Annotated in this window: 22 protein-coding genes and 1 tRNA gene; 7 read left to right on the plus strand and 16 right to left on the minus strand. The window is 68.0% G+C overall.

What is annotated here, in order from left to right; translation table 11 throughout:
* Window position 1 precedes the first annotated feature (1 nt).
* The 3 genes from LZ686_RS14330 to putA all read right to left on the minus strand — a co-directional run bounded on the left by LZ686_RS14330 (window position 2) and on the right by putA (window position 4,514).
* Window positions 2-97, minus strand: a tRNA-Sec gene (locus LZ686_RS14330).
* 17 nt (window positions 98-114) lie between these two features.
* Window positions 115-1,077, minus strand: a complete 963-nt coding sequence (locus LZ686_RS14335) for a hypothetical protein (RefSeq protein ID WP_349548236.1) — start codon at window positions 1,075-1,077, stop codon at window positions 115-117.
* A 41-nt stretch (window positions 1,078-1,118) separates the two neighbouring features.
* Window positions 1,119-4,514 carry a bifunctional proline dehydrogenase/L-glutamate gamma-semialdehyde dehydrogenase PutA gene (putA, locus tag LZ686_RS14340; RefSeq protein WP_349548237.1) on the minus strand — a complete coding sequence of 1,132 codons (3,396 nt, stop codon included), beginning with the start codon at window positions 4,512-4,514 and terminating at the stop codon, window positions 1,119-1,121.
* A 106-nt stretch (window positions 4,515-4,620) separates the two neighbouring features.
* On the opposite strand from putA, the gene LZ686_RS14345 reads away from it, so the two are divergent.
* On the plus strand, window positions 4,621-5,085 hold the full coding sequence (locus LZ686_RS14345; protein ID WP_045983443.1) for an Lrp/AsnC family transcriptional regulator: 465 nt from the start codon (window positions 4,621-4,623) through the stop codon (window positions 5,083-5,085).
* Here LZ686_RS14345 and selB read toward each other — a convergent pair.
* The 7 genes from selB to LZ686_RS18845 are packed head-to-tail and all read right to left on the minus strand — an operon-like array spanning window position 5,082 to window position 14,054.
* Window positions 5,082-6,968 (minus strand): selenocysteine-specific translation elongation factor, encoded by a 1,887-nt coding sequence (selB, locus tag LZ686_RS14350; protein ID WP_349548238.1) that lies wholly within the window; start codon window positions 6,966-6,968, stop codon window positions 5,082-5,084. The two genes, LZ686_RS14345 and selB, sit on opposite strands and share 4 nt — an antisense overlap.
* Window positions 6,965-8,323: an L-seryl-tRNA(Sec) selenium transferase gene (gene selA, locus LZ686_RS14355; protein ID WP_349548239.1), complete on the minus strand. Its 1,359-nt coding sequence runs from the start codon at window positions 8,321-8,323 to the stop codon at window positions 6,965-6,967. The genes selB and selA overlap by 4 nt, the downstream gene beginning before the upstream one ends.
* The gene (fdhE, locus tag LZ686_RS14360; RefSeq protein ID WP_349548240.1) at window positions 8,323-9,237 is read right to left on the minus strand and encodes a formate dehydrogenase accessory protein FdhE; all 915 of its coding nucleotides are present in this window, start codon (window positions 9,235-9,237) and stop codon (window positions 8,323-8,325) included. The genes selA and fdhE overlap by 1 nt, the downstream gene beginning before the upstream one ends.
* Window positions 9,238-9,292: 55 nt before the next feature.
* Window positions 9,293-9,982, minus strand: coding sequence for a formate dehydrogenase subunit gamma (locus tag LZ686_RS14365; RefSeq protein WP_045983439.1), 690 nt, complete (start codon window positions 9,980-9,982; stop codon window positions 9,293-9,295).
* The gene (gene fdxH, locus LZ686_RS14370) at window positions 9,982-10,977 is read right to left on the minus strand and encodes a formate dehydrogenase subunit beta (protein ID WP_305884475.1); all 996 of its coding nucleotides are present in this window, start codon (window positions 10,975-10,977) and stop codon (window positions 9,982-9,984) included. Before fdxH ends, LZ686_RS14365 begins: the two co-directional genes overlap by 1 nt.
* Window positions 10,974-13,442, minus strand: a complete 2,469-nt coding sequence (fdnG, locus tag LZ686_RS14375) for a formate dehydrogenase-N subunit alpha (RefSeq protein ID WP_502922014.1) — start codon at window positions 13,440-13,442, stop codon at window positions 10,974-10,976. The genes fdxH and fdnG overlap by 4 nt, the downstream gene beginning before the upstream one ends.
* Before the next feature lie 12 nt (window positions 13,443-13,454).
* The gene (locus LZ686_RS18845) at window positions 13,455-14,054 is read right to left on the minus strand and encodes a twin-arginine translocation signal domain-containing protein (RefSeq protein WP_045999772.1); all 600 of its coding nucleotides are present in this window, start codon (window positions 14,052-14,054) and stop codon (window positions 13,455-13,457) included.
* A gap of 250 nt (window positions 14,055-14,304) precedes the next feature.
* On the opposite strand from LZ686_RS18845, the gene LZ686_RS14380 reads away from it, so the two are divergent.
* The 3 genes from LZ686_RS14380 to LZ686_RS14390 are packed head-to-tail and all read left to right on the plus strand — an operon-like array spanning window position 14,305 to window position 17,332.
* Window positions 14,305-15,168, plus strand: coding sequence for a putative selenate ABC transporter substrate-binding protein (locus LZ686_RS14380; protein WP_148910999.1), 864 nt, complete (start codon window positions 14,305-14,307; stop codon window positions 15,166-15,168).
* Between the two features lie 3 nt (window positions 15,169-15,171).
* Window positions 15,172-15,828, plus strand: a complete 657-nt coding sequence (locus tag LZ686_RS14385) for an ATP-binding cassette domain-containing protein (RefSeq protein ID WP_349548242.1) — start codon at window positions 15,172-15,174, stop codon at window positions 15,826-15,828.
* Window positions 15,821-17,332 carry a PhnE/PtxC family ABC transporter permease gene (locus LZ686_RS14390; RefSeq protein WP_349548243.1) on the plus strand — a complete coding sequence of 504 codons (1,512 nt, stop codon included), beginning with the start codon at window positions 15,821-15,823 and terminating at the stop codon, window positions 17,330-17,332. The genes LZ686_RS14385 and LZ686_RS14390 overlap by 8 nt, the downstream gene beginning before the upstream one ends.
* On the opposite strand, the gene LZ686_RS14395 is transcribed toward LZ686_RS14390, so the two are convergent.
* A complete protein-coding gene (locus LZ686_RS14395) occupies window positions 17,329-17,937 on the minus strand; it encodes an acyl-homoserine-lactone synthase (protein ID WP_164871481.1) in 609 nt (202 codons plus the stop codon). The genes LZ686_RS14390 and LZ686_RS14395 overlap by 4 nt on opposite strands.
* Before the next feature lie 11 nt (window positions 17,938-17,948).
* Window positions 17,949-18,131: a hypothetical protein gene (locus tag LZ686_RS14400; RefSeq protein ID WP_045983434.1), complete on the minus strand. Its 183-nt coding sequence runs from the start codon at window positions 18,129-18,131 to the stop codon at window positions 17,949-17,951.
* A gap of 162 nt (window positions 18,132-18,293) precedes the next feature.
* Here LZ686_RS14400 and LZ686_RS14405 point away from each other — a divergent pair, with 162 nt between their 5' ends.
* Entirely contained in the window at window positions 18,294-18,911 is a 618-nt protein-coding gene (locus LZ686_RS14405) for a helix-turn-helix transcriptional regulator (protein WP_052714903.1), read from the plus strand.
* 3 nt (window positions 18,912-18,914) lie between these two features.
* Here LZ686_RS14405 and xylB read toward each other — a convergent pair whose 3' ends face one another.
* Window positions 18,915-20,363 carry a xylulokinase gene (xylB, locus tag LZ686_RS14410; protein ID WP_349548244.1) on the minus strand — a complete coding sequence of 483 codons (1,449 nt, stop codon included), beginning with the start codon at window positions 20,361-20,363 and terminating at the stop codon, window positions 18,915-18,917.
* A gap of 118 nt (window positions 20,364-20,481) precedes the next feature.
* Between xylB and LZ686_RS14415 the strand changes: the two genes are divergently transcribed.
* Window positions 20,482-21,405 (plus strand): ornithine cyclodeaminase family protein, encoded by a 924-nt coding sequence (locus LZ686_RS14415; RefSeq protein WP_349548245.1) that lies wholly within the window; start codon window positions 20,482-20,484, stop codon window positions 21,403-21,405.
* On the opposite strand, the gene fahA is transcribed toward LZ686_RS14415, so the two are convergent.
* Both fahA and hmgA read right to left on the minus strand, forming a co-directional pair.
* Entirely contained in the window at window positions 21,402-22,619 is a 1,218-nt protein-coding gene (gene fahA / locus LZ686_RS14420; protein ID WP_349548246.1) for a fumarylacetoacetase, read from the minus strand. The two genes, LZ686_RS14415 and fahA, sit on opposite strands and share 4 nt — an antisense overlap.
* On the minus strand, window positions 22,616-23,977 hold the full coding sequence (gene hmgA / locus LZ686_RS14425) for a homogentisate 1,2-dioxygenase (RefSeq protein WP_349548247.1): 1,362 nt from the start codon (window positions 23,975-23,977) through the stop codon (window positions 22,616-22,618). Before hmgA ends, fahA begins: the two co-directional genes overlap by 4 nt.
* 96 nt (window positions 23,978-24,073) lie before the next feature.
* On the opposite strand from hmgA, the gene LZ686_RS14430 reads away from it, so the two are divergent.
* Entirely contained in the window at window positions 24,074-24,601 is a 528-nt protein-coding gene (locus LZ686_RS14430) for a GNAT family N-acetyltransferase (protein ID WP_349548248.1), read from the plus strand.
* Window positions 24,602-25,143: 542 nt separating this feature from the next.
* Here LZ686_RS14430 and LZ686_RS14435 read toward each other — a convergent pair.
* On the minus strand, window positions 25,144-25,572 hold the full coding sequence (locus tag LZ686_RS14435; protein WP_349548249.1) for a VOC family protein: 429 nt from the start codon (window positions 25,570-25,572) through the stop codon (window positions 25,144-25,146).
* Between the last annotated feature and the right edge of the window lie 317 nt (window positions 25,573-25,889).

The raw sequence follows: 25,889 nt of genomic DNA on the forward strand, positions 1-25,889 counted from the left end.
CTGGCGGAAGGGAATGGGAGTCGAACCCACCCGGGACAGGCTCGCTGCCCCAACCGGATTTGAAGTCCGGCCAAACCACCGGGTCTGATGCCCTTCCGCGGTCCTTCGTCCCTGTCACCTAGGGGCTGGTGGCGGGTCCTGCAATAGAATGTTTCGCAACATGGCGGCTTGGGACGCAAGCTGCGATGCCAGGTCGCGGTGGTCCGGGTCGTCGAACGTCACGGCATTGACGGCCTGACACAGGCTTGCCACGGCCCGGTCGCGGTCCTGCGCGGACACGCGGGCGAATTGTCGCGCCACTGTCGCGACCATCAGGTTGCCCGTCGGGCGCATCGCGTGGAACGCCGCAAGGGTCGCCAGCCGCAGGGGCCCAACCTGATCGACGTGACGCGCCAGGCGGGCATAGACGGCGATGAAATCCGGGGGCAGGGATTCGTTGATCCGCAGGGCGTCCTGCAGGGGCGCGTCGGGGGACAGGCCAAGCAGCCCTGCGAACACGCCGATGAAGTCCGCGTCCAGCCGAGTCAGCACCCGCGCCGAGGCCCCGGTCCTGTCCGCGATCAGATCGGCCATATGGCCAAGGTCCATCATCACGCGGATGGCGGGCATGCGGCAGAAGACCGGAAAATCGGGCAGGCTCAGCGGCCTGCCCGGTGGCACCGGGTTGATCAGCGCCTGTTTCCACAACGACCGCAGCCACCCGTCCAGATCGCGCCCGACCAGGAACAGGGTCGTGTCGAAACCCGTCAGCACCTCTCGGACCTGCTGCCAGGCGCTGTCGGGTATCAGCGCCCGATTGGTCATCACCCCCTCGCAGGACAGGATCAGCGTGTGGGCGCGTCCATCACGCAGGGAGCCGGTCTCGGCCGCAAGCCGCGACAGGTCGCCGCGCTTCAGCCCCTGGACCAGCCATTGATGCTTGGGGTCGCGGGGCGTGTCGACCGAGGCATAGACGATGCCCTGCGCCGCCAGCACCCCGCGGTTCAGATGGCACCACGCCTGCAGGGTGGACGTCCCGGTCTTGGGCGGACCGGGATGCAGGATCACGCGTGGACGGCTGTCGTTCATGCGCGCCATGTCGGCCCGATCCGCCGGCGATGTCAACGCAGGGCGCGCCCTCAGCCCGCCAGCAGCGCGGCGTTCCCCCCCGCGGCGGTGGTGTCGACGCACAGGTGGCGTTCATGCATGACGTGGGCGCGGTCCGGCACCGCCGTGATCAGTGGCACCAGCGGACCTGGCCGCGCGGCCAGGGCCCGGGCCATCGCCCGCCCCGTCGCCGCGTCACCCCACCACAGCACCGCAGTCACATCGGGCAGGTCGCGCAGCGCCTGCGGATCGACATCGCCCTCTGCGACAATTGCCTGACCGCCGGCATCGGTCACGGCACGTGCCTGCGCCGCCGCGGCAGGGGCGCAGGGGCCCAGGCACAGGACGGGGCCGCGGGGCAGGGTGGTCAGGCGGTTCAGCTCTCCGGTCGGGCCGGGCATCAGCCGGTCGGTGGGCGCGGCGCCAGGGGCGGGACGGATCAGCGCCGCAGCCAGCCGGTCGGTGCTGTCGGCCCCGGTCCAGTCCGTCGCCGCGGCGGCGGGGGCTGCGGGCGCGAACAGCCGCGTCAGGTACTGCGGGCCGCCGGCCTTGGGTCCGGTGCCCGACAGGCCCTCTCCGCCAAACGGCTGGCTGCCGACGGTTGCGCCGACCTGGTTGCGGTTGACGTACAGGTTGCCCGCATGGACCGCCTGCGTGACCTCCTGCACCCGGCTGTCGATGCGCGAATGCAGCCCGAAGGTCAGCCCGTACCCCGTCGCGTTGATCGCCGCCACGACCCGGTCCAGGTCACGCGCCTTGAAGGTCGCGACATGCAGGACGGGGCCGAAGATCTCGCGCTCCAGCGCCTGGATGCCGTCGATGCGGATCAGCGTGGGCGGCACGAAATGCCCCGTGGCGGGCGCCGCGATCTGGTGCAGGATCCGGTCGCGGTTCTGGTCCAGATACGCCTGGATCCCGGCCTGCGCCTCGGCGTCGATGACCGGGCCGACATCGGTGGACAGATCCCACGGGTCGCCCACGCGCAGCTGGTCCATCGCCCCCTGGATCATCGCGATCAGGTGCGGGGCCACGTCCTCCTGCACATAGAGGCAGCGCAGCGCCGAACAGCGCTGGCCCGCCGACCGGAAGCTGGAGGCGATGATGTCGCGCACCGCCTGTTCGGGCAGGGCCGTGCTGTCCACGATCATCGCGTTCAGACCACCCGTCTCCGCGATCAGCGGCGTGCCGGGGGCCATGTGGTCCGCCATGCTGGCGGCGATCAGCCGCGCCGTATCGGTGCCGCCGGTAAAGACGACGCCCTTGATGCGCGGATCGCGGGTCAGCGCCGCACCGACCGTCGCGCCGTCGCCCGGCAGCAGCTGCAGCGCGTCGGCGGGAACGCCCGCGCGGTGCATCAGGCGCACGGCAAGGGCGGCGATCAGCGGGGTCTGTTCGGCCGGCTTGGCCAGCACCGGGTTCCCCGCCATCAGTGCCGCCGCGACCTGTCCGGTGAAGATCGCCAACGGAAAGTTCCAGGGGCTGATCGCAGCGATGATCCCGCGCGGGGCATCCGTGCGGCCCTCGCCCTGCTGGGCGTAATAGCGCAGGAAATCCACCGCCTCGCGCAGTTCGGCCACGGCGTCGTTCAGGGTCTTGCCCGCCTCGCGGGCCAGGATGCCGAAGATCGGGCCGAAATCAGCCTCGAACAGGTCCGCGGCGCGGCGCAGGGTCGCGGCCCGTTCCGAGGCAGGGGCCGCCCAGGGGCGGGCCGCATCGATGGCGCGGGTCACCGTGGCCTCGTCCGCCTCGGTGACGGTTGCCAGGATGTCGCCGGTGGCGGGGTTCAGCACCGGGCTGGCCTGTCCGGTCGCCGCCTGCGCGGTCAAGGGGCCGGCATCGGCGATGGACCCGTCACGGGCGGCAAAGATCCGGTCCAGCTGGTCGCGGGCGGCCAGGTCAAAGCCCTGCGCGTTCACGCGGCCCGCGCCATAGATCGCATGGGGCGCCAGCAGGGTCGCGGGGGCCTGGGCCGTCGCCAGCGCGTCAAACGGATCGCGGGCGATCTGTTCGGGCGCCACGTCCAGATCGACGATCTGGTTCACGAAGCTGCTGTTCGCGCCGTTCTCCAGCAGGCGGCGCACCAGATAGGCCAGCAGGTCCTGATGCGCGCCGACCGGGGCATAGATGCGGCAGGCGGTGCGATGATCGCGCAGGACGATGTCGTGCAGCCGCTCTCCCATCCCGTGCAGGCGCTGGAATTCGAAGGGCGCATTGCCCGCCAGTTCCAGGATGGCCGCGACGCTGTGCGCGTTGTGCGTGGCGAATTGCGGATAGATGCGGTCGGTCATGCCCAACAGCCTCTTCGCCAGCGCGACATAGCTGACATCCGTCGCGGTCTTGGAGGTGAACAGCGGGAAATCAGGATGCCCTTCGACCTGGGCGCGCTTCATTTCGGTGTCCCAATAGGCACCCTTGACTAGGCGCAGCATGATGCGGCGGTCGTGGCGGACCGCCAGCGCGTGCAGCGCATCGATCATCGGCCCCGCCCGCTTGCCATAGGCCTGCACGACCACGCCGAACCCGTCCCATCCGGCCAGATCGGGGTCCGGCAGGACGGCCTCGATCACCTGCAGCGACAGGGCCAGGCGGTCCTGCTCCTCGGCGTCGATGTTCAGGCCCATGTTCGCCGCGCGCGCCCGGCGGGCCAGATCGCGGACCACGGGGACCAGTTCGGCCATCACCCGATCCTCCTGCGCGACCTCATAGCGGGGGTGCAGCGCCGACAGCTTGATCGAGATGCCGGGGTTCCGGGCGACGGAACCATGCGTGCAAGCGCCGGCGATGGCCGCGATGGCCTTGCGGTATTCGTCGGCATAGCGGTCGGCGTCGCGGGCGGTCATCGCCGCCTCGCCCAGCATGTCATAGCTATAGGTGTATCCCTTGGCCTCCTGACCCTTCGCCCGGTCCAACGCGGCGTCGATGGTCTGGCCCAGGACGAACTGGCGTCCCATCTCGCGCATCGCGCGGGTGACGGCGGTGCGGATCACCGGCTCTCCAAGGCGGCGTACCGCGCCGCGCAGGGTGCCGGCCAGACCGGGCTTGCTGTCGTCGAGCACCCGCCCCGTCAGCATCAGCGCCCAGGTCGAAGCGTTGACCAGGCTGGAAGAGCTGTCGCCCAGGTGGCGGCCCCAATCGGAGGGGGCGATCTTGTCCTCGATCAGCGCATCGATGGTGGCACGGTCGGGCACGCGCAGCATCGCCTCGGCCAGGCACATCAGGGCCACGCCCTCGCGGGTGGACAGGCCGTATTCGGCCAGCATCAGCTCCATCATCGTGGGCTTGGACTCGGCGCGGATGCGGCGGATCAGGTTAGCCGCGCGGTCGCTGATCCGCGCACGGGTATCAGGCGACAGCGCCGCATCGCGGACCAGTCGGTCCAGCAGGGGCGCTTCTGGTTGGAACTTGGCGGAAAAGGAAAGGTCGGTCATGGCGGCACCCCTGTCTGATATCGGCAGAATATCGCGTGCCGTCTGGACGATGGGACCAATGATGGGCAGGATCGCAGCCATATCGTCCAATCATGGGGCATAAGACGTGACCGACATCCTGGACCCGATCAATCGCCGCATCCTGGCGGAACTGGTGGCCAACGCCCGCATCCCGGTGACCGAACTGGCGCGCAAGGTCGGCCTGTCCAAGACCCCCGTGGCCCTGCGCATCCGCCAGCTGGAGGAGGCGGGGCTGATCACCGGATACCGGGCCATCCTGTCGCCCGTGCGCCTTGGCCTGACCCACGTCACCTATGTCGAGATGCGCCTATCGGACACCCGCCACAAGGCGCTGGAATCGTTCAACGCCGCCATCCGCCTGATCCCCGAGGTCGAGGAATGCTACATGATCGCGGGGGGGTTCGACTATCTGCTCAAGGTGCGGTCGCGCGACATGGCCGATTACCGTCGCATCATGGCGGAAAAGCTCTCCGCCCTGCCGCATGTCGCCTCGACCTCCAGCTATGTCGCGATGGAGGCGGTGATCGAACAGGGCATCGCCCCGATCTAGCCGAACAGGTCCAGCCGGTGCGGGTTCAGGCGGCGCAGATCCCCACGGCGCAGCGTGACACCATGCCGGTCGAAGAAATCCAAGATCTCAATCGCGACCTTGCGACCGTTCTGGACGCGGTCGCGAAACAGGGGGGCGGTGAACCAGCCGTCCGGCGTCGCGGCCGCCACATCGCGCAGGATGGTCAACATGTCGGCGGTCACAGTGCGCGCAAAGAAATGGTCATGCGCGATCTGATCGGTGCGGCCCAGCTTCTGCGTCATGCGCAGCACGCGGCGCACCTCCTTTTCGTCCACCCCGAAGTCGGTCGCGAAATCGCGCACCCGCGGCGGGCGATAGCGCAGATCACCCATCAGGGACGGAAGGATGCGGGCCCACAGCGCCTCGTCCTCGACCGACAGGCGCACCTCGTGGCCGGGCAGGCGCAGAAAGGCGCCGTCGGGGACGATCCGGCCGGCATCCGCTTCGCCCCGCAGCAGCGCCAGATAGGCGTCCTTGGGCAGCCGCGGCGTCAGCGCCAGGCGCAGCCGTTCGCGGCCCATGCCCGGCAGGTCGAGGTTCTCGGCGTGAAAGGCGGACAGCGCGTCGATGATGCCCCGCTGCAGCGCGTCCAGATGCGCGGGCGACAGGGCCAGCCCCGCGACGATCCGTGCTCCGGACAATGCCGCGGCCGCATCGGCGGGCGACAGGGCGCGGTCGCGCACAAAGACCGCCGAATCGACCGGGCCCACCGCCAGCATCGCTTGCAGCGGATCGGGGGCTTGGGCGGCGTCGATCAGCGCCAGCCGTTCAGGGGTGCGCCGTTTGCGGGCGGGAGGGCGCAGGTCCAGGAAATGCCCGCCGCCGATGGTCCGGCTGGCGGACACGTCGCGCAGGATGAACCGGTCGCCGATGGTCGCAGCGATGGGACGGTCCAGCACGATCTGGACCGGGCCGCTGTGACCGGGAGCGATGGGGTCGCCCAAGGGCACGATCCGCGCGCCCAGTTCGGCCGCGTGGCTGTGCAGGCGGGCGGGAAACCATGTGCCGATGGGCTTCGGTTCCGTGTCCAGCACGCTCAGGACGGCGTCGATCCGTTCGGTCGGCGCATGCAGCGCGGGGGCCAGCACGATGTCGCCCCGATGGATCGCGTCCTTGGCGACGGCCTCTCCCGCCAGGTTCAGGGCGCAGCGTTGCCCGGCAAGGCCGCGGGTCGCCTGCCGGTTCTGCGCATGGATGCCGCGGACCCGCGCCGCGATCCCCGACGGGCTGATCGTCACCAGATCGCCGACGGCGACCTGCCCGGACAGCACCGTGCCGGTCACCACCGTCCCTGCGCCCTGCAGGGTGAAGCTGCGATCGACCGCCAGGCGAAAGCCCGCATCGGCGGTGCGATGGGCCACCTGCGCCTCGGCGGCGATTAGGGCGGCGCGCAGGCTGTCCACGCCCTCGCCGGTCAGTGACGACACCGGAATGATCGGCGCATCCGCCAGCCCGCTGTCGGCCAGGGCGTCGCGGATCTGGGCCGTGACTTCGGCGCGGCAGTCGGCATCGGCCAGATCGGCCTTGGTCAGCGCGACCAGGCCCTGCGACAGGCCCAGCAGGTCCAGGATCGCCAGATGCTCTCGCGTCTGCGGCATGATGCCGTCATCGGCGGCCACGACCAGCAGGGCCAGGTCGATCCCGCCCGCGCCGGCCAGCATGGTGTGGATCAGCCGTTCGTGCCCCGGCACGTCGACGAAACCTGTGACGGTGCCGCCGCCAAGATCGGCATAGGCGAATCCCAGGTCGATGGTGATGCCTCGGGCCTTTTCCTCTGCCAGGCGGTCCGCATCGGTGCCGGTCAACGCCTTGACCAGCGCGGTCTTGCCGTGGTCGATATGCCCCGCGGTTCCGACGATCACGTCAGCGCCTCCAGCAGGTCACGGTCGTCGTCCAGACAGCGCAGGTCTAGGATCAGCGCACCGTCGCGGATATGGCCGATGACCGGACGCGGTCGGTCGCGCAGCCACGCCGCCAGGCGGTCCGGCGCGTCGCCGCCCGCCCCGCTGATCCGCAGCCCGGCGGACGGAATCGTGTCCGTCGGCAGCGAGCCCGATCCGATCTGGCTGGCGCAGTCCGTCGGAACGACCTGATGATCGGGCAGCAGCGCCGCGACCTGCGGCGCCAGACGCGCGGCCTGCGCCGCGATGTCGGCCTGCGAACGGGACAGCATGCGCAGCACGGGCAGCCGCTGGTCCAGCCGGTCGGGGTCTCGATAAAGGCGCAGCGTCGCCTGCAGCGCGGCGATGCGGATCTTGTCTAGCCGCACGGCGCGCTTCATGGGGTTCCTGTTGATCCGCGCGATCAGGTCGCGCCGGCCCACGATGAACCCCGCCTGCGGCCCGCCCAGCAGCTTGTCGCCTGAAAAGGTGATCAGGTCCGCGCCTTCGGCCACGGCTTCGGCGACGGTGGGTTCGCGGCGCAGGCCCCAACGGGACAGATCGACCAGCGACCCCGCGCCCAGGTCGTTCAGCATCACCACCCCGGCATCGCGCGCGATGGCGGCCAGGTCCGGGGCCGGAACCTCGGCGGTGAACCCCTCGATACGATAGTTCGATGTGTGGACCTTGAGGATCAGCCCGGTCCGGGCCGTGATCGCGTCGCGATAGTCGCGGGGGTGGGTGCGGTTGGTCGTCCCGACCTCGACCAGCCGGGTGCCGGCGCGGGCCATGATGTCGGGCATGCGGAATGCGCCGCCGATCTCGATCAGCTCGCCGCGCGAGACGATGCTGTCACGGTCCTGGCCGAAGGTGTTCAGCGCGATCAGGACGGCGGCCGCATTGTTGTTGACGATGGTGGCATCCTCGGCCCCGGTCAGCTCGCACAGAAGACCGCGCAGATGGTCGTCACGCTGACCGCGCCCGCCGGTCGCCAGGTCGAATTCCAGTGCCAGCGGCGCGGCCATCGCGGCGGAGGCGGCGGCGATCGCCTCGTCCGCCAGGATCGCGCGGCCGAGGTTGGTGTGCAGAACGGTGCCGGTCAGGTTCAGGATCGGGCGCAGCTGCGTGACCGCCTCCGCCGCCAGATCGGCGGCCAGCAGGTGCGGCAGGCGTGCGGCCTCGGCCGCGCCGTCGGCACCGTCGCGGATGGCCGCGCGGGCCGCGTCAAGGCGCAGACGCGCGGTCCGGGTCACCGCCTGACGGCCATGAGCGTCGATCAGAGACGGCACCGCCAACAGCACCTGATCGACCGATGGCAGCGCCCTGAACCCCGACATCAATAGCCTGCAAGGAACGGGTTGAACCCGCCGCGATGCTTGTCGGTGTCCTTCATCAGCAGGTCCAGCCCCAGGCTGCCGACGTCGTCGGCGATCGCCTCAAGGCTGGGGTTCTTGTTCTGGTACAGGATCTTGACCCAACTGTCGCAATCGCCACAGACCTCGGCCCGGACAGTCGCCTGGTCGGTCTCGACGCTGCGATAGCTGATCTGGCCGGTCTGGCCGCAGCACAGGCAGGTCAGGCGGACCTCGTTCCATTGGGTCTGGCAGCAGGCGCAGGCGGCGTAGCGCACGCCGTCCAGATCGCCTACCCCGATCACGCTGGAGGTCGCGGGCTTGCCGCCGCAGACCGGGCAGACGCCCGTGCGGATCTTGACCAGTTGATCGGCGGGCAGCCCCGCGGCAAGGCGCGACAGATGCAGTTGCACGGCCAGCGACGCGAACAGGTGCGGCGCGATGCTGTCATCGGGAATGCTGTCGGACAGGATGTTCTCCAGCAGCCAGTGACGATCGGCCAGGGGCGCGGCGGTCACGGCGGACAGCGCGATGCGCGCGGGTTCCGGCATGTCCAGCGCCGCTGCATGGGTCAGCACCGCGTCCAGGACGGCATGCAGGTCGGGGTCGGATGCCAGCCGCTGCCGGTCGATCGGCGGCATGCGGTTTTCGCGGGCCAAGCGAATGCGGTCGGCGGGCAGGGGGGCGGGGCGGGGCAGTTCGTCCGCCAGCAGGGCCTGGAGATCCGCAAGCTGACCCAGAAAGGCCAGCCACGGCCCAAGGTTGTCGCTGTGCTGGGCCAGGAAGGCCAGGCGCTTGGCACGGGTCGCGAACAGGCGCATGGGCTTGGGCAAAAACACCAGCGGCGCCGTGGGGACGCCGCCGATGGCCGATGGATCGGGTTGGATGGTGGTGTTCATGTCAGTCTCCGGGCCGAACCGGCCACAGGGGATGCCGGTGATGGTGGCCGGCAGATTACTCTGCCGGGCCCTTGTTGTCGCGGCTGGCGATCTCTCGCAGCCATTTGCGGTGGTGGCGCCAGGCCCATCCGCCGGTGACCGTGCCCCGGGTCATCGCGCGCAGCGTGCCCCGCGTCCAGATCGCGGCATAGACGTGCATGATAAACACCAGGATGATCGCGACCGCGGACAGCGCATGCACCAGGACCGCGATGCGGCGCAGCGGCACGCTGACCAGATGGCCGGCCACCTGCTGCCAGATCATCACGCCGGTGACGATCAGCACGATGATCAGGGCGGACATGCCCCAGAAGACGAACTTCTGGCCCGCGTTGTACTTGCCCAGTTCGGGCAGGTTCTCCTCGCGGCCCTTCACCACGTCGCCGATCTGGGCGACCCAGGTCGTGTCCTCGGGCTTGGGCATGTTCAGGCGCCACAGCTGGATGAACATCAGCGCGAAGCTGAGGAACAGCACCACACCGATGATCGGGTGGATCCAGCGCGTGGTCTGCCCGCCGCCGAACAGTCCGGTTAGGAAGTACAGCGACGGGTCGAACAGCGCCAGGCCGGACAGCGCCAGCGCGATCAGGCTGAACGCGGTCACCCAGTGGTTCGCGCGGGTGAACCCGCGATAGCGGCTGACCTCGACCGGCTGGATGCTTTCCAGCCGGTCACCCCGTTCCGAGTAGTACGGACGATGCGCCATCAGACGTGCCCCCCGCCGGTCGGACCGCCGTCGGGGTCTTCGCCCTTGACCAGCTTGTCGGCGGCCTCGATGTCATGCTCCTCGACCTCGTTGCCGCGGGCGAACAGACCGTGCAGCGTGGCACCCACCGCGGCCAGACCGATGGCCGCCAGGCCAGCGGTCTTGGTCACGCCCTTCCAGCCCTCGACCACCGGAGAGATCCGGGGATTTTCAGGCAGGTCGTTGTAGATGCCGGGCTTGTCCGCGTGATGCAGCACATACATCACGTGGGTGCCGCCCACGCCGGCCGGATCGTACAGGCCCGCGTTTTCATAGCCACGCGATTTCAGGTCCTCGATCCGGGTCTCGGCATGCGCCTGCATGTCGGCCTTGGTGCCGAAGACGATGGCCTGCGTGGGGCAGGCCTTGGCACAGGCGGGACCCTGACCGACGGCCACGCGATCCGAACACAGGGTGCACTTGTAGCTCTTGTGGTCGGTCTGGCTGATGCGCGGGATGTCGAAGGGACAGCCGGTGACGCAATAGCCGCAGCCGATGCAGTTGTCGTGGATGAAATCCACGATGCCGTTGGAATACTGCACGATGGCACCCGGCGCCGGGCAGGCCTTGAGGCAGCCCGGATCCTCGCAATGCATGCAGCCGTCCTTGCGGATCAGCCATTCCAGCTCGTTGGTGGCCGGGTTCTCCCATTCGGCGAAACGCATCAGGGTGAACATGTCGGGGGTCAGGTCGTGGGGGTTCTCATAGACCCCCACGTTCTCTCCCACCGCCGGGGTCGTGTCGTTCCATTCCACGCAGGCGGACTGGCAGGCCTTGCAGCCGATGCACTTGGACACATCGATCAGCTTGGCCAGCTTTTCCAGCTGGCGGTCCGGTTGCGGCACGTTCCGCGTGGCCGAGATGCGCACGACGTCGCGCGCATCGAAATAGGCCTCGGTCGGTTGCACGGGCGGGTTCGACGCCGCCGTGGTCGGGCTGTTTGCCATGTCGTTCATGCCACCGGCTCCTCGGTTGCGGGTTCGATGTTGACCAGGAACGCCTTGAATTCGGGCGTGTCCGTGTTCGCATCCCCGATGAACGGCGTCAGGCTGTTCGGCCCCCAGCCCTTCTTGGCAGCCCCCATGAAGCCCCAGTGCAGCGGAATGCCCACCACATGGACGGGCTTGCCGTCACAGATCAGCGGCTGCAGGCGACGGGTGACCACCGCCTTGGCCCAGACCTGTCCGCGCTTGCCGAAGACGCGCACGCGGCTGCCGTTGGTGATGCCGCGCTCCTCGGCCAGCTGGACGCTGATCTCCACGAAGAACTCGGGCTGCAACGCGGCGTTCACCCGGTTGTGCTTGGTCCAGTAGTGGAAATGCTCGGTCAGGCGATAGGAGGTCGCGACGAACGGAAACTCGTCGCTGGTCCCAAGCCGGGCCACGTCGCTTTCGAAGACGCGCGCCACCGGGTTCCCGCGCATCCGCGCGTTGAACACGTTGGCCATCGGGCTTTCGAACGGCTCCATATGCGTCGGGAAGGGCCCGTCGCGCATCATGCCCCGGCTGAACAGGCGCGAGACGCCCTCCTGGTTCATGATGAAGGGTCCGACCGTCGACGGGTCCGCCGTCGGCGCGATGTCAGGCACGTCGTAGCCGCCCCATTTCGCCCCGTCCCACTGGATCAGCGGGCGCGTGGCGTCCCAAGGCTGGCCCGCCATGTCGGCCGAGGCGCGGTTGTACAGCACGCGACGGTTGGCCGGCCAGGCAAAGGCCCAGTTCAGGAACATGCCGGTCTCGTCGGGATCGGAATTGTCCCGCCGCGCCATCATGTTGCCGTCCTCGGTCCAGCTGCCGGCATAGATCCAGCAGCCCGCCATGGTCGTGCCGTCGTCGCGCAGCTGTCCGAAGCCGGACACCTGCTGACCCGCCTGCAGGATCTGCGCGCCCGTGGCCGGGTCCGTCACCGGAGCCAAAGCGCGGCCGTTCATCTCCTTCGCCAGCTCCTCGGGCGTGGGTTCGCCCGGATCGGCATAGTCCCAGGCCAGGTTCACGATCGGATCGGGGAAGGCGCCGCCTTCGGCCCGATACAGGTCGCGCACCCGCGTCCAGATCTGCGCCATGATCCAGGTGTCGTGCTTGGCCTCGCCCGGCGGCGTCGCGCCGGCCCAGTGCCACTGCAGCCAGCGGCCCGAATTGACCAGCGCGCCCTCGTCCTCGGCGAAGCAGGTCGTGGGCAGCTCCAGCACCTCGGTCTGGATCGAGGCCGTGTCCACGTCGTTATGCGCGCCGTGGTTCTCCCAGAATTGCGAGGTCTCGGTGGACAGGGGGTCCATCACGACCAGCATCTTCAGCTTGGACAGGCCCGCCGTCACCTTGCCGCGGTCCGGGATGGACAGCATCGGGTTGAAGCCCTGGCAGAAGTACAGGTTCACCCGGTCGTTGTTCATCAGTTCGAACATGCGCAGGATGTCATAGGCCGGAACGTCCAGCTTGGGCAGGTATTCGTATGCCCAGTCATTCTCGGCCGTGGCGGCATCGCCCCACATCGCCTTGAGGAAGCTGACCATGAACTTGGGATAGTTCTGCCAATAGCTGGTCTGACCCGGCTGCAGCGGCGTGAACTCGCGCGTGGACAGATAGGTCTGCCAGTCGACCTCCTTCTCGGTCGGGATGTTCAGGTATCCCGGGATCAGGTTCGACATCAGGCCGATATCGGTCAGGCCCTGGATGTTGGAGTGACCGCGCAGCGCGTTCATCCCGCCACCGCGGACGCCGATATTGCCCAGGATCAGCTGCAGCATCGCCATGCCGCGGATGTTCTGGGCACCCTTGGAATGCTGGGTCCAGCCAAGCGCGTACATGGACGTCATCGTCCGGTCCACGGCGGAGCATTCGCCGATCATCCCGCAGATATCCAGGAACTTGTCACGCGGCGTGCCGGTGATGTTCTCCACGAATTCCGGCGTGTAGACGTCGACATGCTGCTTGAGCATGTTCCAGACGCAGCGCGGGTCCTGCAGCGTGGGATCGGTCAGCGCAAAGCCGTCCTCGCCCATCTGATAGTCCCAGCTCTCCTTGTTGAAGTCGCGCTTTTCCTCGTCATAGCCGGTAAACAGGCCGTCGGACCAGCCGAAGTCCTCGCGCACCAGGAAGGACGCGTTGGTATAGTTGCGGACATAGTCCCACTGGACCTTGTCGTTCTCGATGCACCAACGGATCACCCCCATCAGGAAGGCGATGTCTGTGCCCGGACGGATCGGCGCATAATAGTCCGCGACCGATGCGGTGCGGGTGTAACGCGGGTCGACCACGATCAGCTTGGCGCCGCGATGCGCCTTGGCCTCGGTCACCCACTTGAAACCGCAGGGATGCGCCTCGGCGGCGTTGCCGCCCATGACGATCGCCAGGTCGGTGTTCTTGATGTCAGTCCATGGATTGGTCATCGCTCCACGGCCAAATGTCGGGCCCAAACTGGACACCGTAGGGCCGTGTCAGACGCGTGCCTGGTTGTCGAATCCCACAATCCCCATGGACCGGACCGTCTTGTAGGTCAGCCATGCGGTTTCGTTGGTCGTGGCCGAAGCCGCCAGGAATCCCGTCGTCGTCCAACGGTTGACGGGGGTGCCGTCATCGTTGGTGGCGATGAAGTTCGCGTCCCGATCATCCTTGAGGGCGCGGGCGATCTTGTCCAGCGCCTCCTCCCAGGTGATCTCCTCGAAGCGGTCCGATCCCGGACGGCGCAGGCGGGGCTGCGTCAGGCGCGTGGGCGCATGGACGAAGTCCTTCAGCGCGGCGCCCTTGGGGCACAGCGTTCCGCGGTTCGTCGGGTGATCGGCATCGCCCTCGATATGCATCAGCTCGGCGGTCTCGCCGGCCTTCACGTCCCCGCGCGAATACATGATGATCCCGCAGGCGACCGAGCAATAGGGACAGGTGTTGCGTGTTTCCGTGGTCGTGGCCAGCTTGAACGCGCGCACATGCGCCGCCTCCGCTGCCTCGGCCCCGCCGAAGCCCATGGCTCCAAGCGACGTTGCCGCAACCCCCGCACCCGCTAGCCGTAAAAAGCCGCGACGCGAAAGGTCGATATTCATGGGACCCTCCCTCTGCCTGTCAAATTCGATAGGTACATCCCAATTCTCTGCCGCGGCCCCGGCCAAGTCAAGGCACGAAGCCTTGCGCGCGACCGAACGGACGGTCTAGAACAGGGCATCAAGCCGATGCGCCGGGGGCGTTCGGGCCGCGTGGCTCCGCCGAAAACGGGGGCTTGGCACATCGGCGCGAGACCCCGCGTTCAGCGGGGTCCGCCGATCCCAGCCCTCACACCCTGACCGGAGCCATCCCATGCCCCTGATGTCACGCCTGCTGGCCACCGTCCTGGCCACCGCCCTGCCGCTTTCCGCCGCGGCCCAGGAAACGCTGTATTTCTCGGCCATTCCCGACGAGGACGAGACCCGCCTGGTCGAACGCTTCACCGCCGTCGCCGACTATCTGTCGGAGGAGCTGGGCGTGCCAGTCGAGTTCGTTCCGGTGAAATCCTATCCCGCCGCGGTCACCGCCTTCCGCAACGATCAGGTCCAGCTGGCCTGGTTCGGGGGCCTGTCGGGGGTGCAGGCGCGGCTGCTGGTCGACGGGGCCCGCGCCATCGCGCAGGGCGACGAGGATACCAGTTTCGTCAGCTACTTCATCGCCCATACCGACACCGGCCTGACCGAGTCCGAGGATTTCCCCGAAGCCGCGCGGGGCATGTCCTTCACCTTCGGCGCCAAGACCTCGACCTCCGGGCGCTTGATGCCGGAATACGCGATCCGCGAGAATACCGGCGAGGCGCCGGAGGAGTTCTTTGACCGCGTGGGCTTCTCGGGCGATCACAGCCAGACCCTGCGGCTGGTCGCATCCGGCGCCTGGCAGGTCGGCGCGCTGAATTATGCCGTTTACGATCAGGCGGTTGCCGATAACGCGCCCGAGGTCGAGACGGCCAAGGTCATCTGGAAGACGCCGCCCTATCCCGACTACAACTGGACCATCCGCGGCGACGTGGACGCCCGGTGGGGCGAGGGTTTCGCCGACAAGGTCCAAGCCGCGCTGGTCGGCATGGACGACCCGGACCTGCTGGCGGCGTTCCCGCGCAACGCCTTCATCCCCGCCGCGAACGAGGACTATGCCCCCATCGAACAGGTCGCCCGCGATCTGGACCTGCTGGAGTAATCCTTGCAACTGCTGGACGGGGTCGATCTGGGCTATGGCGGCACGCCCGTCCTGGCCGGGGTGCGACTGCATGTCGCGCCGGGCGAACGGGTCGCCCTGTTGGGACGCAGCGGTTCGGGCAAGTCGACGCTGCTCTCCGCCCTGCACGGGGCGGCGGCGGGGCGGGGAATGCGAATCGCGCTGGTCCCGCAGGACGCGGCGCTGGTCCCGCAGCTCTCGGCGCTGCGCAACGTGCTGATGGGGCGGCTGAACGATCACGGCGCCTGGCGCAACCTGCGCACGCTGATCCGCCCCGCCGCGCCCGACCGCGCCGCGGCCCTGGCCGACTTGGACCGCGTGGGCCTGATGCCAGAGGCCGATGCCCGCGTGGAATCCCTGTCGGGCGGGCAGAAGCAGCGCGTGGCCCTGGCCCGCGCCCTGCATCGCGGCGGCGACCTGATCCTGGGGGACGAGCCGCTCTCGGCCGTCGATCCGCGTCAGGCGCAGGAGCTGGCCGCGCTGCTGCGCGCGGCCTTTCCGACCGCGATCCTGGCGCTGCATGACGTGGCCGTCGCGCGGGCCTTTGCCACGCGGGTCATCGGGCTGAAGCAGGGCGTCTTTCTGTTCGACCTGCCGGTGGACCAACTGGATGCCTCGCGGATCGAGGCCCTTTATGGCTAGCCTGTCGCGCCTTGGCGTGGTGGCGGGCTTTCTGGCCGTGGCCGCCCTGTGCCTGCCGCTGGCCGACCTGACGGTGGCAGGCCACGACCCCTGGGCCGCGCTGGCCCGGATGGGCCGCGGCTTCCTGGCGCCCGATTTCGGCGCCATCGAACAGATCGCCCGTGCCGTCGCGCTGACCGTGGCCTTTGCAGTCGCTGGCGTGACCCTGGGGGGCGTGGCGGGGCTGATCCTGGCGCCCTTCTATCGGCTGCGCGCGGTGCGGGGCCTGGCCATCGCCCTGCGCTCGGTCCACGAGCTGTTCTGGGCGCTGCTGCTGCTGCAGGTCTTCGGGATCAGCGTCTGGTCGGGTGTTTTGGCCATCGCGCTGCCCTATGCCGGGATCTTCGCCAAGGTCCTGTCCGAGATCCTGGACGAATCCGACCGCCGCCCCGACCGCTGGCTGGGACCGGCGGTCGATCCGCTGACGCGGTTCCTCTGGGCGCGCGCGCCCTTGGCGTGGCCGCAGATGGCGACCTATGCGCTCTACCGGCTGGAATGCGGGCTGCGGTCGTCGGCGGTGCTGGGCTTTATCGGGCTGCCGACGCTCGGCTTTCAGCTGGACACGTTCTTCCGGCAGGGGGAATACGGCGCGGCGGGGGCGGTCATGGCGATCTACATCACGCTGATCGCGACGGTACGGCTGTGGATGAGGCCCCGGCTTCTGCTGGGCTGGCTGATCTTCGCCGCGGTGATGCTGGCCACCGTGCGCACGCCGCCGATGGGGCAGGGCGCGCTGTGGCGGTTCCTCAGCCAGGACGTCATCCCCGCCCCCCTGCGCCAAGGTGACCCCGCCGCCCTGCTGCCCTGGCTGTGGGAGCTGACGACCACCGCGATCCTGCCCGGCCTGGCCGCGACGCTGATCGTCGCACAGCTGGCGCTGGTCCTGGCGGGGGCTGTGGCCTTTGTCGCGCAGGCCGCCATCGTGCCGCGCGTGACCGGGCGCATCGGCGCGGGCCTGGGGCATCTGATGCTGGTGATCCTGCGGTCCTTTCCCGAATACATGCTGGCCTATCTGTTCCTGCAGGCCTGGGGGCCATCCATGCTGCCCGCGATCCTGGCGCTTGGGCTGCATAACGGGGCGATCATCGGGCATCTTCTGGGCCGTCAGGCGACCGGACTGACCCTGCGCGCGGACGCGCCCCGCGGCCTGACCTTGTGGGGCTGGGAGATCGTGCCACTCCTGTTCGGACCCTTCGTGGCGCTGTGCCTCTACCGGTGGGAGATCATCATCCGGGAAGCGGCGATCATGGGCATCCTGGGCATCGCCACCCTGGGGTTCTACCTGGACGACGCCATCGGAGAGCTGCGCATCGACCGCGCAGTCGTCATCCTGGCCGCGACCGGGCTGGTCACGGTCGGCATCGACGCGCTGTCGCGCGCCATCCGCGCCCGCCTTGGCGCGGGCGATCTGCATGTCGGGGACGCGCGGCCGGGGGCGGTGCCCGGCCAGGCGACCAACTGCTAGGCGGCCATCTGCGGCTGGCGCACCGCGCAGGCAAAGGCCAGGAACTTGCCATCGTCGTTGGACACCAGATCGCCCATCGGACGGGGCGTCCAGCCAAGCCGCGACGCCATGCGCAGGAAGGCCGGCGGCCCCAGGAACAGGCAGTCAGTGGCGCCGACGTCGTGCAGGTATTCGTTCGACGCCTCCAGGATCGCCTCGGCCAGGCCCGGTACGGGCAGGGCGGCAAAGCGCGTCAGTTCCCACGCCTGCGGGTCGACGGGGGGTTCGTCATGGCACAGGTTGGTGGGCATGCCCGGCAGCAAGCCGCGATGCGCGTCGCGGATCATGTAGGAATAGACCACCTTGCCGCCGCCGAAGGAACAGTCGGTCCGTTTCAGCCGCGCCCCGCCGATCGCACGCCCGTCGCGATGGGCGATCACGTAGACGGTGTCGAAGGTGTCGTACTGCTCGAACTCGATGCCCTCGGCGTGGTGCAGGGGCCATGCCATGCGATCCACGAAGATCTGCTTGCGCAGCTGGAAGAAGCTGGCCACCAGGTCGAACTGGGCCATGTCGCGCGGCAGGCGGATCGTGGCGATCTGCACGTCTGTCATCGTCTGTGTCATGTCACCCATCCCTATTGCCGATACCCGTCGGGCAGCTTGGCCAGTCCCAGGAACTGGCGACCGCCTGTCACCTTGTTGGGCAGCCACAGGCCCCAGCTGGTGACCTCGACCGCCAGCACGCCTTCATCGGCATAGGCATCGAAATAAGTCAGCATCGTCTCGACCATGTCGCGGCTGAATTCCGCGGTTGCCAATCTCGGCTCTCTGATTCCCTTAACCACCTTTGTCCTCCATAGCTGACAGGTGTTAACGGCTTGCTACCCATGGCCGGGCTTGTCGCGCGAAAAGCGGACAAGCTGCCTTTTCAGTATGTCCGAAAAGGCATATCCTGCAGGTCGTGAAGCAGGAGAGGCGTGATGCTGAACGATCTGATCCCCAATTTCGACGACGAGATCGCCGAAATGCACGCTCTTGCGCCCTCGGGTTGGATCATGGGCTTCAACCTGACCTACAAGGGCCCCGAACACCTGCACAACGCCTATCCGGATGCCTGGCGGTCCATCTACGAGGACCGGAACTACTTCTTCGGCGATCCCATCGCGATGTGGACGATGACCCATGACGGCGCCGCCCGCTGGTCCGAGGTGCGCATCCCCGACCTGCGCGGGGTCATGCAGGCGGCACGGCGGTTCCGCCTGAACTATGGCGTGGCGATATCGCGCAAGGTGGCAGGCAAGCGGTCGTTCCTGACGCTGTCCCACCCCGACCGCGAATTTTCCGATGACGAGATCGCGCGCTGCCGCGCCAAGTTCAACCTGTGGACCGATCTGGTTCTGAACCGCGCCGCCCTGACACCCGCCGAACTGGACGTGCTGCGCTGCTTCCGCGACGGTCTTGGCCAGATCGAGACCGCGACCCAGCTGTCCATCGCCGAATCCACCGTCAAGCAGCGGGCGATCAAGGCCTGCGGCAAGCTGGGTGCGAAAAGCCGTACCCAGGCCGTGGCCATCGCGGTCGCCCGCAACTATCTGTGACCGCTACTGGATCGCGCGGATCGCCGGATAGGCGGCGCGATAGGCCCGATGCGCCGCGGCGAATGTGTCGCGCAGATCGGCATCCGGCGCGATCTCGGTGGTGACGCGGGGCGGGGTCATCACCTGCTCGACCGTTCCGGCCCCGGCGGCCACCATGCCAAGCCGTGCGGCGCCCAGGGCCGCGCCGAAGTCGCCGTCCTCGGGCAGGGTCAGGGTCACGTCCAGCGCGGTCGCGATCACCTCCAGCCAATAGCGTGACCGCGCCCCGCCGCCGATGGCCATCAGCCGCGTCGGACGCGCGCCTGTCGATTGCAGCGCCACCAGGCTGTCGGCCAGCCCGAAGGCCACCCCCTCCAGCACGGCGCGGGTCAGGTCGTTGCGGTCGGTCGCGGCCGCCAGCCCGGTCAGGCTGCCGCGGATCGCGGGGTCGTTATGCGGCGTGCGTTCCCCGGACAGATAGGGCAGGAAGCGCACCGGCCCCGGCGCGCGCAGCGGTCCGAGGTCGGCGGTCAGCTGGGCAGGCGTGGTCCCCGTGACGCGGCCCAGCCAGTTCAGGCTGTCGGTCGCGGCCAGCATCACGCCCATCTGGTACCAGCGCCCCGGCACCGCGTGGCAGAAGCTGTGCAGCGCCGTGTCAGGCGCGGGGGCATAGCCGTCGCGCGCCGCCAGCAGCACCCCCGATGTGCCAAGCGACACGAAGCCCGCGCCTTCGGCCATGGCGCCGATCCCGCAGGCGGCGGCGGCATTGTCCCCCGCACCCCCGGCGACCGTCACTGGCCCGGACAGGCCCCATTCGGCGGCCAGATCGGCACGCAGCCGACCGGCGGGGGCCGACCCTTCGACCAGGCGGGGCATCTGCGCGCGGGTCATTCCGGTCGCGGCCAGCAGGTCGTCCGACCAGTCGCGCGCCCCGGTGTCCAGCCACGACGTCCCCGATGCGTCGGACAGATCGCCCACCGCCTCTCCGGTCAGCCACAGGTTCATATAGGCCGCCGGCAGCAGCACCCGCGCGGCTTGGGCGAACAGGTCCGGCTCATGCGCGGCCATCCAGGCCAGCTTGGGCGCGGTGAAGCCGGGGAAGACGATGTTGCCGGTCAGCGTGCGAAACCGCGGATCGGCGTCCAGCGCGTCGGCCTCGACATGGCTGCGCGTATCGTTCCACAGGATCGCGGGGCGCAGCACGCGGTCCTGCGCATCCAGCACGCAGGCGCCGTGCATGTGCCCCGCGACGCCGATGCCGCGAAGGGACGCGAATTGGGGATGCGCCGCGCGCAGATCGGCCACCGCACCCTGCAGCGCCGTGATCCAGTCGGCAGGATCCTGTTCGGACCAGCCGGGATGGGGATGGGCCACCTCGTAATGGCGCTCGGTCGAGCCGATCGGCTGTCCCGCATCATCCACCAGCAGCGCGCGCAGCCCCGACGTGCCCAGATCGATCCCCAGAAAGCTCATCCCGCATCCTCCGTGTTGTCCCGCCAGACCTTCAACACGAAAACCGAAATGTCCAGCCGCCGCCTTGCACCCGGGCCCGCTTCGGACAAGGGTCGGGGGGAAACGAACGGAGCGTGCCATGACCCCCCGCATCATCGACCGCGACAGCGCCCGCGGGCTGGACTGGCCCGGCGCCATCGACGCGCTGCGCCAGGGGCATCTGGCAGCCGCCGCCGAGGTCCGCGACCTGTTCCTGGGGCCCGGGTCGGGCAGCCTGCTGACGCGGGCGGCGTGGCTGCCTGGCCGGGGCTTCGGCGTCAAGGCGGTGACGGTCTTTGGCGAGAACCCGGCCTGCGGCCTGCCGTCGGTGCAGGGGGCGATGCTGGTCTTCGACCCCGAAACCGGCGTGCTGACCGCCGTGATCGATGCGCCGCTGGTCACCGAATACAAGACCTGCGCCGATTCCGTGCTGGGCGCGCAGATTTTGGCCCGGCCGGACAGCCGCCGGTTGCTGATCGTCGGGGCGGGGGTGCTGGCCGGGGGGCTGGTCGCGGCCTATCGCGCAGGCATGCCACATCTGGATCAGGTGCAGGTCTGGGCGCGCCGTCCCGAACAGGCGCGGGCGCTGGCCGAACGCCTGGCGGCAGAGGGTCACGCGGTCACGCCGGTCACCGACCTGGCCGCGGCGGTGGCCCAGGCCGACATCGTGTCCACCGCGACCATGGCGCGCGAACCGGTCTTGCGCGGTGAATGGGTGCGCCCCGGCACCCATGTCGACCTGATCGGCGCCTTTCGCGCCGAGATGCGCGAGGCCGACGACGCGCTGATGACCCGCGCCCGCATCTTTGTCGACAGCCGTGCCACCACCGTCGCCCATATCGGCGAACTGGCGATCCCGATCGCCGCGGGCGTTCTGACGCCCGACGACGTCCTGGGCGATCTGTACGACCTGGTGCCCGGCCGGTGCGGACGCACGGGCGCGGACCAGATCACGGTCTTCAAGAACGGCGGTGGCGCGCATCTGGACACGATGATCGCCGCCTGGATCGCCGCCGCGGCCTAGGGCAGGGCGGGCATCACGCGCCCGGTGCAGGGCCCGAACCCCACGCGATAGCCCGCCCCCTGCGCATGGGCGAACAGACCCACCTCGTCCCCGTCCTGCAGGAAGGTCCGAGGCTGGCCGTTCACGGTCACGGGCTGCTGCCCGTTCAGCGTCATCTCCAGCAGGGCGCCGGTCTGATCAGGGGTGGGACCAGAGATCGTGCCCGATCCCAGCAGGTCGCCCACGTTCATCGGGCAGCCCGAACTGGCGTGATGGGCCAGCGCCTGCGCCTGCGACCAGTGCATCACGGAATAGTTCACGCGTGCCATGACCTGCCCGTTCAGCGTCCAGCCCATCGCCAGGTCATGAAAGCCCGGGCGGCTGTCGCGCAGATGGGGCATGGGGTCCACCGTCCGGGCGGCACCGGCGCGGCGGAACGGCTCCAACGCGGCGCGGGTCACGATCCACGGGCTGATCGTGGTGGCGAAGGCCTTGCCCTGAAACGGCCCGAGGGGCTGATACTCCCACGCCTGGATATCGCGCGCCGACCAGTCGTTCAGCAGGACATGGCCAAAGATCATGTCCTCGGCCTGATTGACGGTGATGCGGGTGCCAAGGGCGGTGGCCGCCCCCACGATGGCGCCCAGTTCCAGTTCCAGGTCCAGTCGGCGGCTGGCGGTCCATTCCGGACCGGCAGGGCCGGCGACTTGGCCCATCGGGCGATGCACCGGCGTTCCCGACACCATAACCGACGAGGCCCGGCCGTTATAGCCGATGGGCATGTGGTCCCATTGCGGCGGCAGGGCGTTGTCCGGCCCCCGGAACAGGCACCCCACGTTGAACGCGTGGTGGCGCGAGGCATAGAAATCGGTGAACCCCTCGACCCGGATCGGCAGGTGCAACCGCGCGCCCGCCATCGCCACCAGCGGCAGGTCACGGGGGCCCTCGGGGGACAGCAGCGCCGTCAGCCGTGCCCGAGCCGCCGCCCACGCGTCCGGACCGCGGGCGATGAAGTCGTTCATCCGCGGCGCGGCAAAGGTGCCGCCCGCATCCAACAGACCCTGCGCCTCGCACGCGGCCAGATCCAGGATGCGGTCGCCGATGGCCACCCCGCAGCGCGGGCCGCGGTCGTCCGAAAACACGCCATAGGGCAGGTTGTTCAGCGGGAAATCGCACTCGGGCCGGTTGGCGGACAACACCTGCGACGGCATCAGGCCGGGTTCGGCACCGGTCATTTCACCCCCGGCGTGCCGTCGAACTTCTTCTCCAGCCGGTTCCAGACATCGATGTATTCCGGCTGCATCGGCGCCTCGTGGGCGGCGTATTTGGTCAGATGCTGGGGAAAGCGCGTCTCGAACATGAAGGCCATCGTCTCGGCCAGCTTGTGCGGCACCAGGTCGCCGGTCGTCGCCTTGTCAAAGGCCTCGCGGTCGGGGCCGTGGGGCAGCATGCAGTTGTGCAGGCTGATCCCGCCGGGGGCGAACCCCTGAGGCTTGGCATCATAGATGCCGTGGATGTTGCCCATCAGCTCGGACATGATGTTCTTGTGGTACCAGGGCGGGCGGAACGAATGTTCGGCCACCATCCAGCGGTCGCGGAACAGCACGAAGTCGATGTTCGCCGTCCCGTCCTGTCCGGACGGCGCGGTCAGCACGGTGAAGATCGACGGGTCGGGATGATCGAACAGGATCGCGCCGACCGGCGAATAGGTCCGCAGATCATACTTGTAGGCGCAATAGTTGCCGTGCCACGCGACCACGTCCAGCGGGCTGTGGTCGATCCAGGTCTCATGGAACTGGCCGCACCACTTGATGACCACGCGGGACCGGGCGTCCCGATCCTCGAAGGCCGCGACGGGGGTCTTGAAGTCGCGCGGATTGGCCAGACAGTTCGCGCCGATGGGGCCGCGGTCGGGCAGGTCGAACTTCTGGCCGTAATTCTCGCAGACAAAGCCACGGGCGGGGCCTTCCAGCACTTCGACCCGATAGACCAGGCCGCGGGGAAGGATCGCGATCTCCTGCGGCTGGACGTCGATGATGCCCAATTCGGTACAGAACCGCAGGCGGCCCTGCTGCGGCACCACCAGCAGTTCGCTGTCGGCAGAGAAGAAGTATTCGTCCCGCATCGACGCGGTGACCAGATAGACATGGGTCGCCATGCCGACCTGGATGTTCACGTCGCCCGCGGTCGTCATGGTGCGCATGCCGGTCAGCCAGGTCAGGTCGCCCTGGGGGACCGGGATCGGGTCCCACCGGTACTGGCCCAGGCTGGTCACCCCCGGCAGGACATGCGGCGCGGTCTTCCAATAGGGGAGATCGATCGCCGCGAACCGCCCCGTGTGATGCACGGACGGGCGGATGCGATAGCACCAGGTCCGCTCGTTCTGGCCGCGCGGCGCGGTGAAGGCGGTTCCCGACAGCTGTTCCGCATAAAGGCCATAATTGCAGCGCTGAGGGCTATTCTGGCCCTGGGGCAGGGCATCGGGCAGGGCCTCGGTCTCGAAGTCGTTGCCAAAGCCGGGCAGGTATCCCGGATGGGCACCCGGACCCGCCGGGGCACGGGTCATTCCCGAGGTCTGATCGCTGTCGGTCATCGCGGCACCCAATTTCATTGCATCTGCAACGAATATATCCGGCGGTGCCGCGATCCGTCAAGCGACGCGGCCTTGCACCCGCCGCGAGGTCCGTGAATGCTGATGCCTTGGGAACCGGAGGCCGACATGTCCGACATGCGCATCGCCAAGCTGGGTCCGGGCGACCTGTCCGCCTTCAAGGCCATCCGGCTGGAGTCGTTGCGCCTGGCGCCCACCGCCTTTGCCAATACCGAGGCCGACTGGTCCGGGCTGACCGATGATGAATGGATCAGCCGGATGACGCATCCCGTCTTTGCCGCCTTCCTGGGGCAGGACCCGGTCGGGATCATGGGCCTGCTGCCGCAGCGGGGCGAACGGCGATCGCATCGGGCGACGCTGATCATGGTCTATCTGCGCCAGGACCTGCGGGGAACGGGGGCAGCGGATGCGCTGCTGCGCGCCGTCATGGATTTCGCGACCGCCACCGGGCGGCGGCAGATCGAGCTGGCGGTGAACCACCACAACACGGCCGCCATCCGGTTCTATCTGCGCCATGGCTTTGTCCAGACCGGCCGGATTCCTGCCGCGCTGATCGATGCGGGACAGGAGGTGGACGAACTGCTGATGGTCAGGCGTCTGTCCTGACCGGACGAGCCACATCCAAGAAGGAAATAACCATGATTATGACTCACTTTGCTTGGTCATAGCGCCGTTTCGCATCAGAGAGATGCGCCAAGGCAGCTATCAGGTCTTTACGCAGTTCAAGTAGTTGGAGTTGGTTCTGCTTGATTGCCTTTTCGCACATCTCCACCTGCGCATGCGCGTCCGATAGCGCAGAAGCGAGCCTCTTACGGCGGGCATGGTCTAGGTTCACTGTCATGTTGGCCAAACTTGGCAGCCTGAACTGGTGTGTTCATACCATCTCTCTTGGCCAAATCGCAAACATTCCTGCTCGCAGACAAACTTGCTTTGGCGGCCAAGCTGAACCTGTCCTTCGTAGATGCTGGTATGACACTTGGGCAGGCCGAGGCACTCGTCCGGATCTGGAAGGATGGCACGATCAGCTATCAGTCCCTTTAAAGAAATTTACAGCGCGGAGAATTTTCTTGCGTAGAGCGAACGGCTGACGAAGAGACGAAGCTGTCAAACCTTGAAAGCAGGGCAGATCCGGATGATGTGGCCGTGCTCTAGAACTTGACCTCGACGGAGGCAACGCTTCGGTGTGAGGGGCCATGGTAGACAGCTTCGATGTTGTTTCCTGCAGGATCGATCAGGAAGGCTGCATAGTAGCCGGGATGATAGGGTCTGTGTCCCGGAGCACCGTTGTCGGTTCCTCCCGCGGCCAAGCCGGCCCTGTAGAAAGCTTCGACGGTGTCGGTGCTATCCGCTTGGAATGCCAGGTGATGTCGTCCGGTCAGCTGACCTAACGCGGCGTGACTGTCTTTCGATGATACGAACAGCTCGTCGGCCCAGAAGTGGTCGTCCGCGATGTCGCCCATCGGGATGTTCAGGGCACCGAGTACGGCTTGGTAGAACTTGAGGCACTTCGGCAGATCCTCAACGATCAGATGAAGATGATCGATCAGGCGCCCGCGATGCAGCTGGTCCGTTTCCATGGCTTGGTCCTCCTACCCATAACCGAGAGCATGAGGCTCCGACCTTACCCGATCAATCGGAGAATCTCCGCAGCCGGCGTCCTTGGCGCCGGCGTGCCTTCCTCGCCCTGCTTCAGGATGAACGCCTTTTGCGCCTCCGTGAACCTTGATGCCTTCATCGTTCTCCGCTCCTCTCCCAGCCAGGGAAGGTTTGCTCTGCCCCCTGAGAACTGGACCGTTTGAGGCTGGAGTTTTCGGCTAACCTTCCCTGGCTGGGAGAGGAGCGGAGAACGATGAAGGCATCGAAGTTTACGGAAGCGCAGAAGGCGTTCATCCTG

It is taken from the genome of Paracoccus sp. NFXS7, assembly GCF_040148865.1.
GTDB lineage: Bacteria > Pseudomonadota > Alphaproteobacteria > Rhodobacterales > Rhodobacteraceae > Paracoccus > Paracoccus marcusii.

Bases quoted from the DNA above. Each gene is read 5' to 3' on its own strand.
- LZ686_RS14435 (WP_349548249.1), bottom strand. From the start codon at position 25,572: ATGGAAACGGACCAGCTGCATCGCGGGCGCCTGATCGATCATCTTCAT.
- fdhE (WP_349548240.1), bottom strand. From the start codon at position 9,237: ATGAACACCACCATCCAACCCGATCCATCGGCCATCGGCGGCGTCCCC.
- LZ686_RS14390 (WP_349548243.1), top strand. From the start codon at position 15,821: ATGGCTAGCCTGTCGCGCCTTGGCGTGGTGGCGGGCTTTCTGGCCGTG.
- LZ686_RS14430 (WP_349548248.1), top strand. From the start codon at position 24,074: ATGCTGATGCCTTGGGAACCGGAGGCCGACATGTCCGACATGCGCATC.
- LZ686_RS14395 (WP_164871481.1), bottom strand. From the start codon at position 17,937: ATGACACAGACGATGACAGACGTGCAGATCGCCACGATCCGCCTGCCG.
- LZ686_RS14415 (WP_349548245.1), top strand. From the start codon at position 20,482: ATGACCCCCCGCATCATCGACCGCGACAGCGCCCGCGGGCTGGACTGG.
- LZ686_RS14365 (WP_045983439.1), bottom strand. From the start codon at position 9,982: ATGGCGCATCGTCCGTACTACTCGGAACGGGGTGACCGGCTGGAAAGC.
- LZ686_RS14380 (WP_148910999.1), top strand. From the start codon at position 14,305: ATGCCCCTGATGTCACGCCTGCTGGCCACCGTCCTGGCCACCGCCCTG.
- putA (WP_349548237.1), bottom strand. From the start codon at position 4,514: ATGACCGACCTTTCCTTTTCCGCCAAGTTCCAACCAGAAGCGCCCCTG.
- fdxH (WP_305884475.1), bottom strand. From the start codon at position 10,977: ATGAACGACATGGCAAACAGCCCGACCACGGCGGCGTCGAACCCGCCC.
- LZ686_RS14405 (WP_052714903.1), top strand. From the start codon at position 18,294: ATGCTGAACGATCTGATCCCCAATTTCGACGACGAGATCGCCGAAATG.
- hmgA (WP_349548247.1), bottom strand. From the start codon at position 23,977: ATGACCGACAGCGATCAGACCTCGGGAATGACCCGTGCCCCGGCGGGT.
- LZ686_RS18845 (WP_045999772.1), bottom strand. From the start codon at position 14,054: ATGAATATCGACCTTTCGCGTCGCGGCTTTTTACGGCTAGCGGGTGCG.
- LZ686_RS14335 (WP_349548236.1), bottom strand. From the start codon at position 1,077: ATGGCGCGCATGAACGACAGCCGTCCACGCGTGATCCTGCATCCCGGT.
- selA (WP_349548239.1), bottom strand. From the start codon at position 8,323: ATGTCGGGGTTCAGGGCGCTGCCATCGGTCGATCAGGTGCTGTTGGCG.
- fahA (WP_349548246.1), bottom strand. From the start codon at position 22,619: ATGACCGGTGCCGAACCCGGCCTGATGCCGTCGCAGGTGTTGTCCGCC.
- xylB (WP_349548244.1), bottom strand. From the start codon at position 20,363: ATGAGCTTTCTGGGGATCGATCTGGGCACGTCGGGGCTGCGCGCGCTG.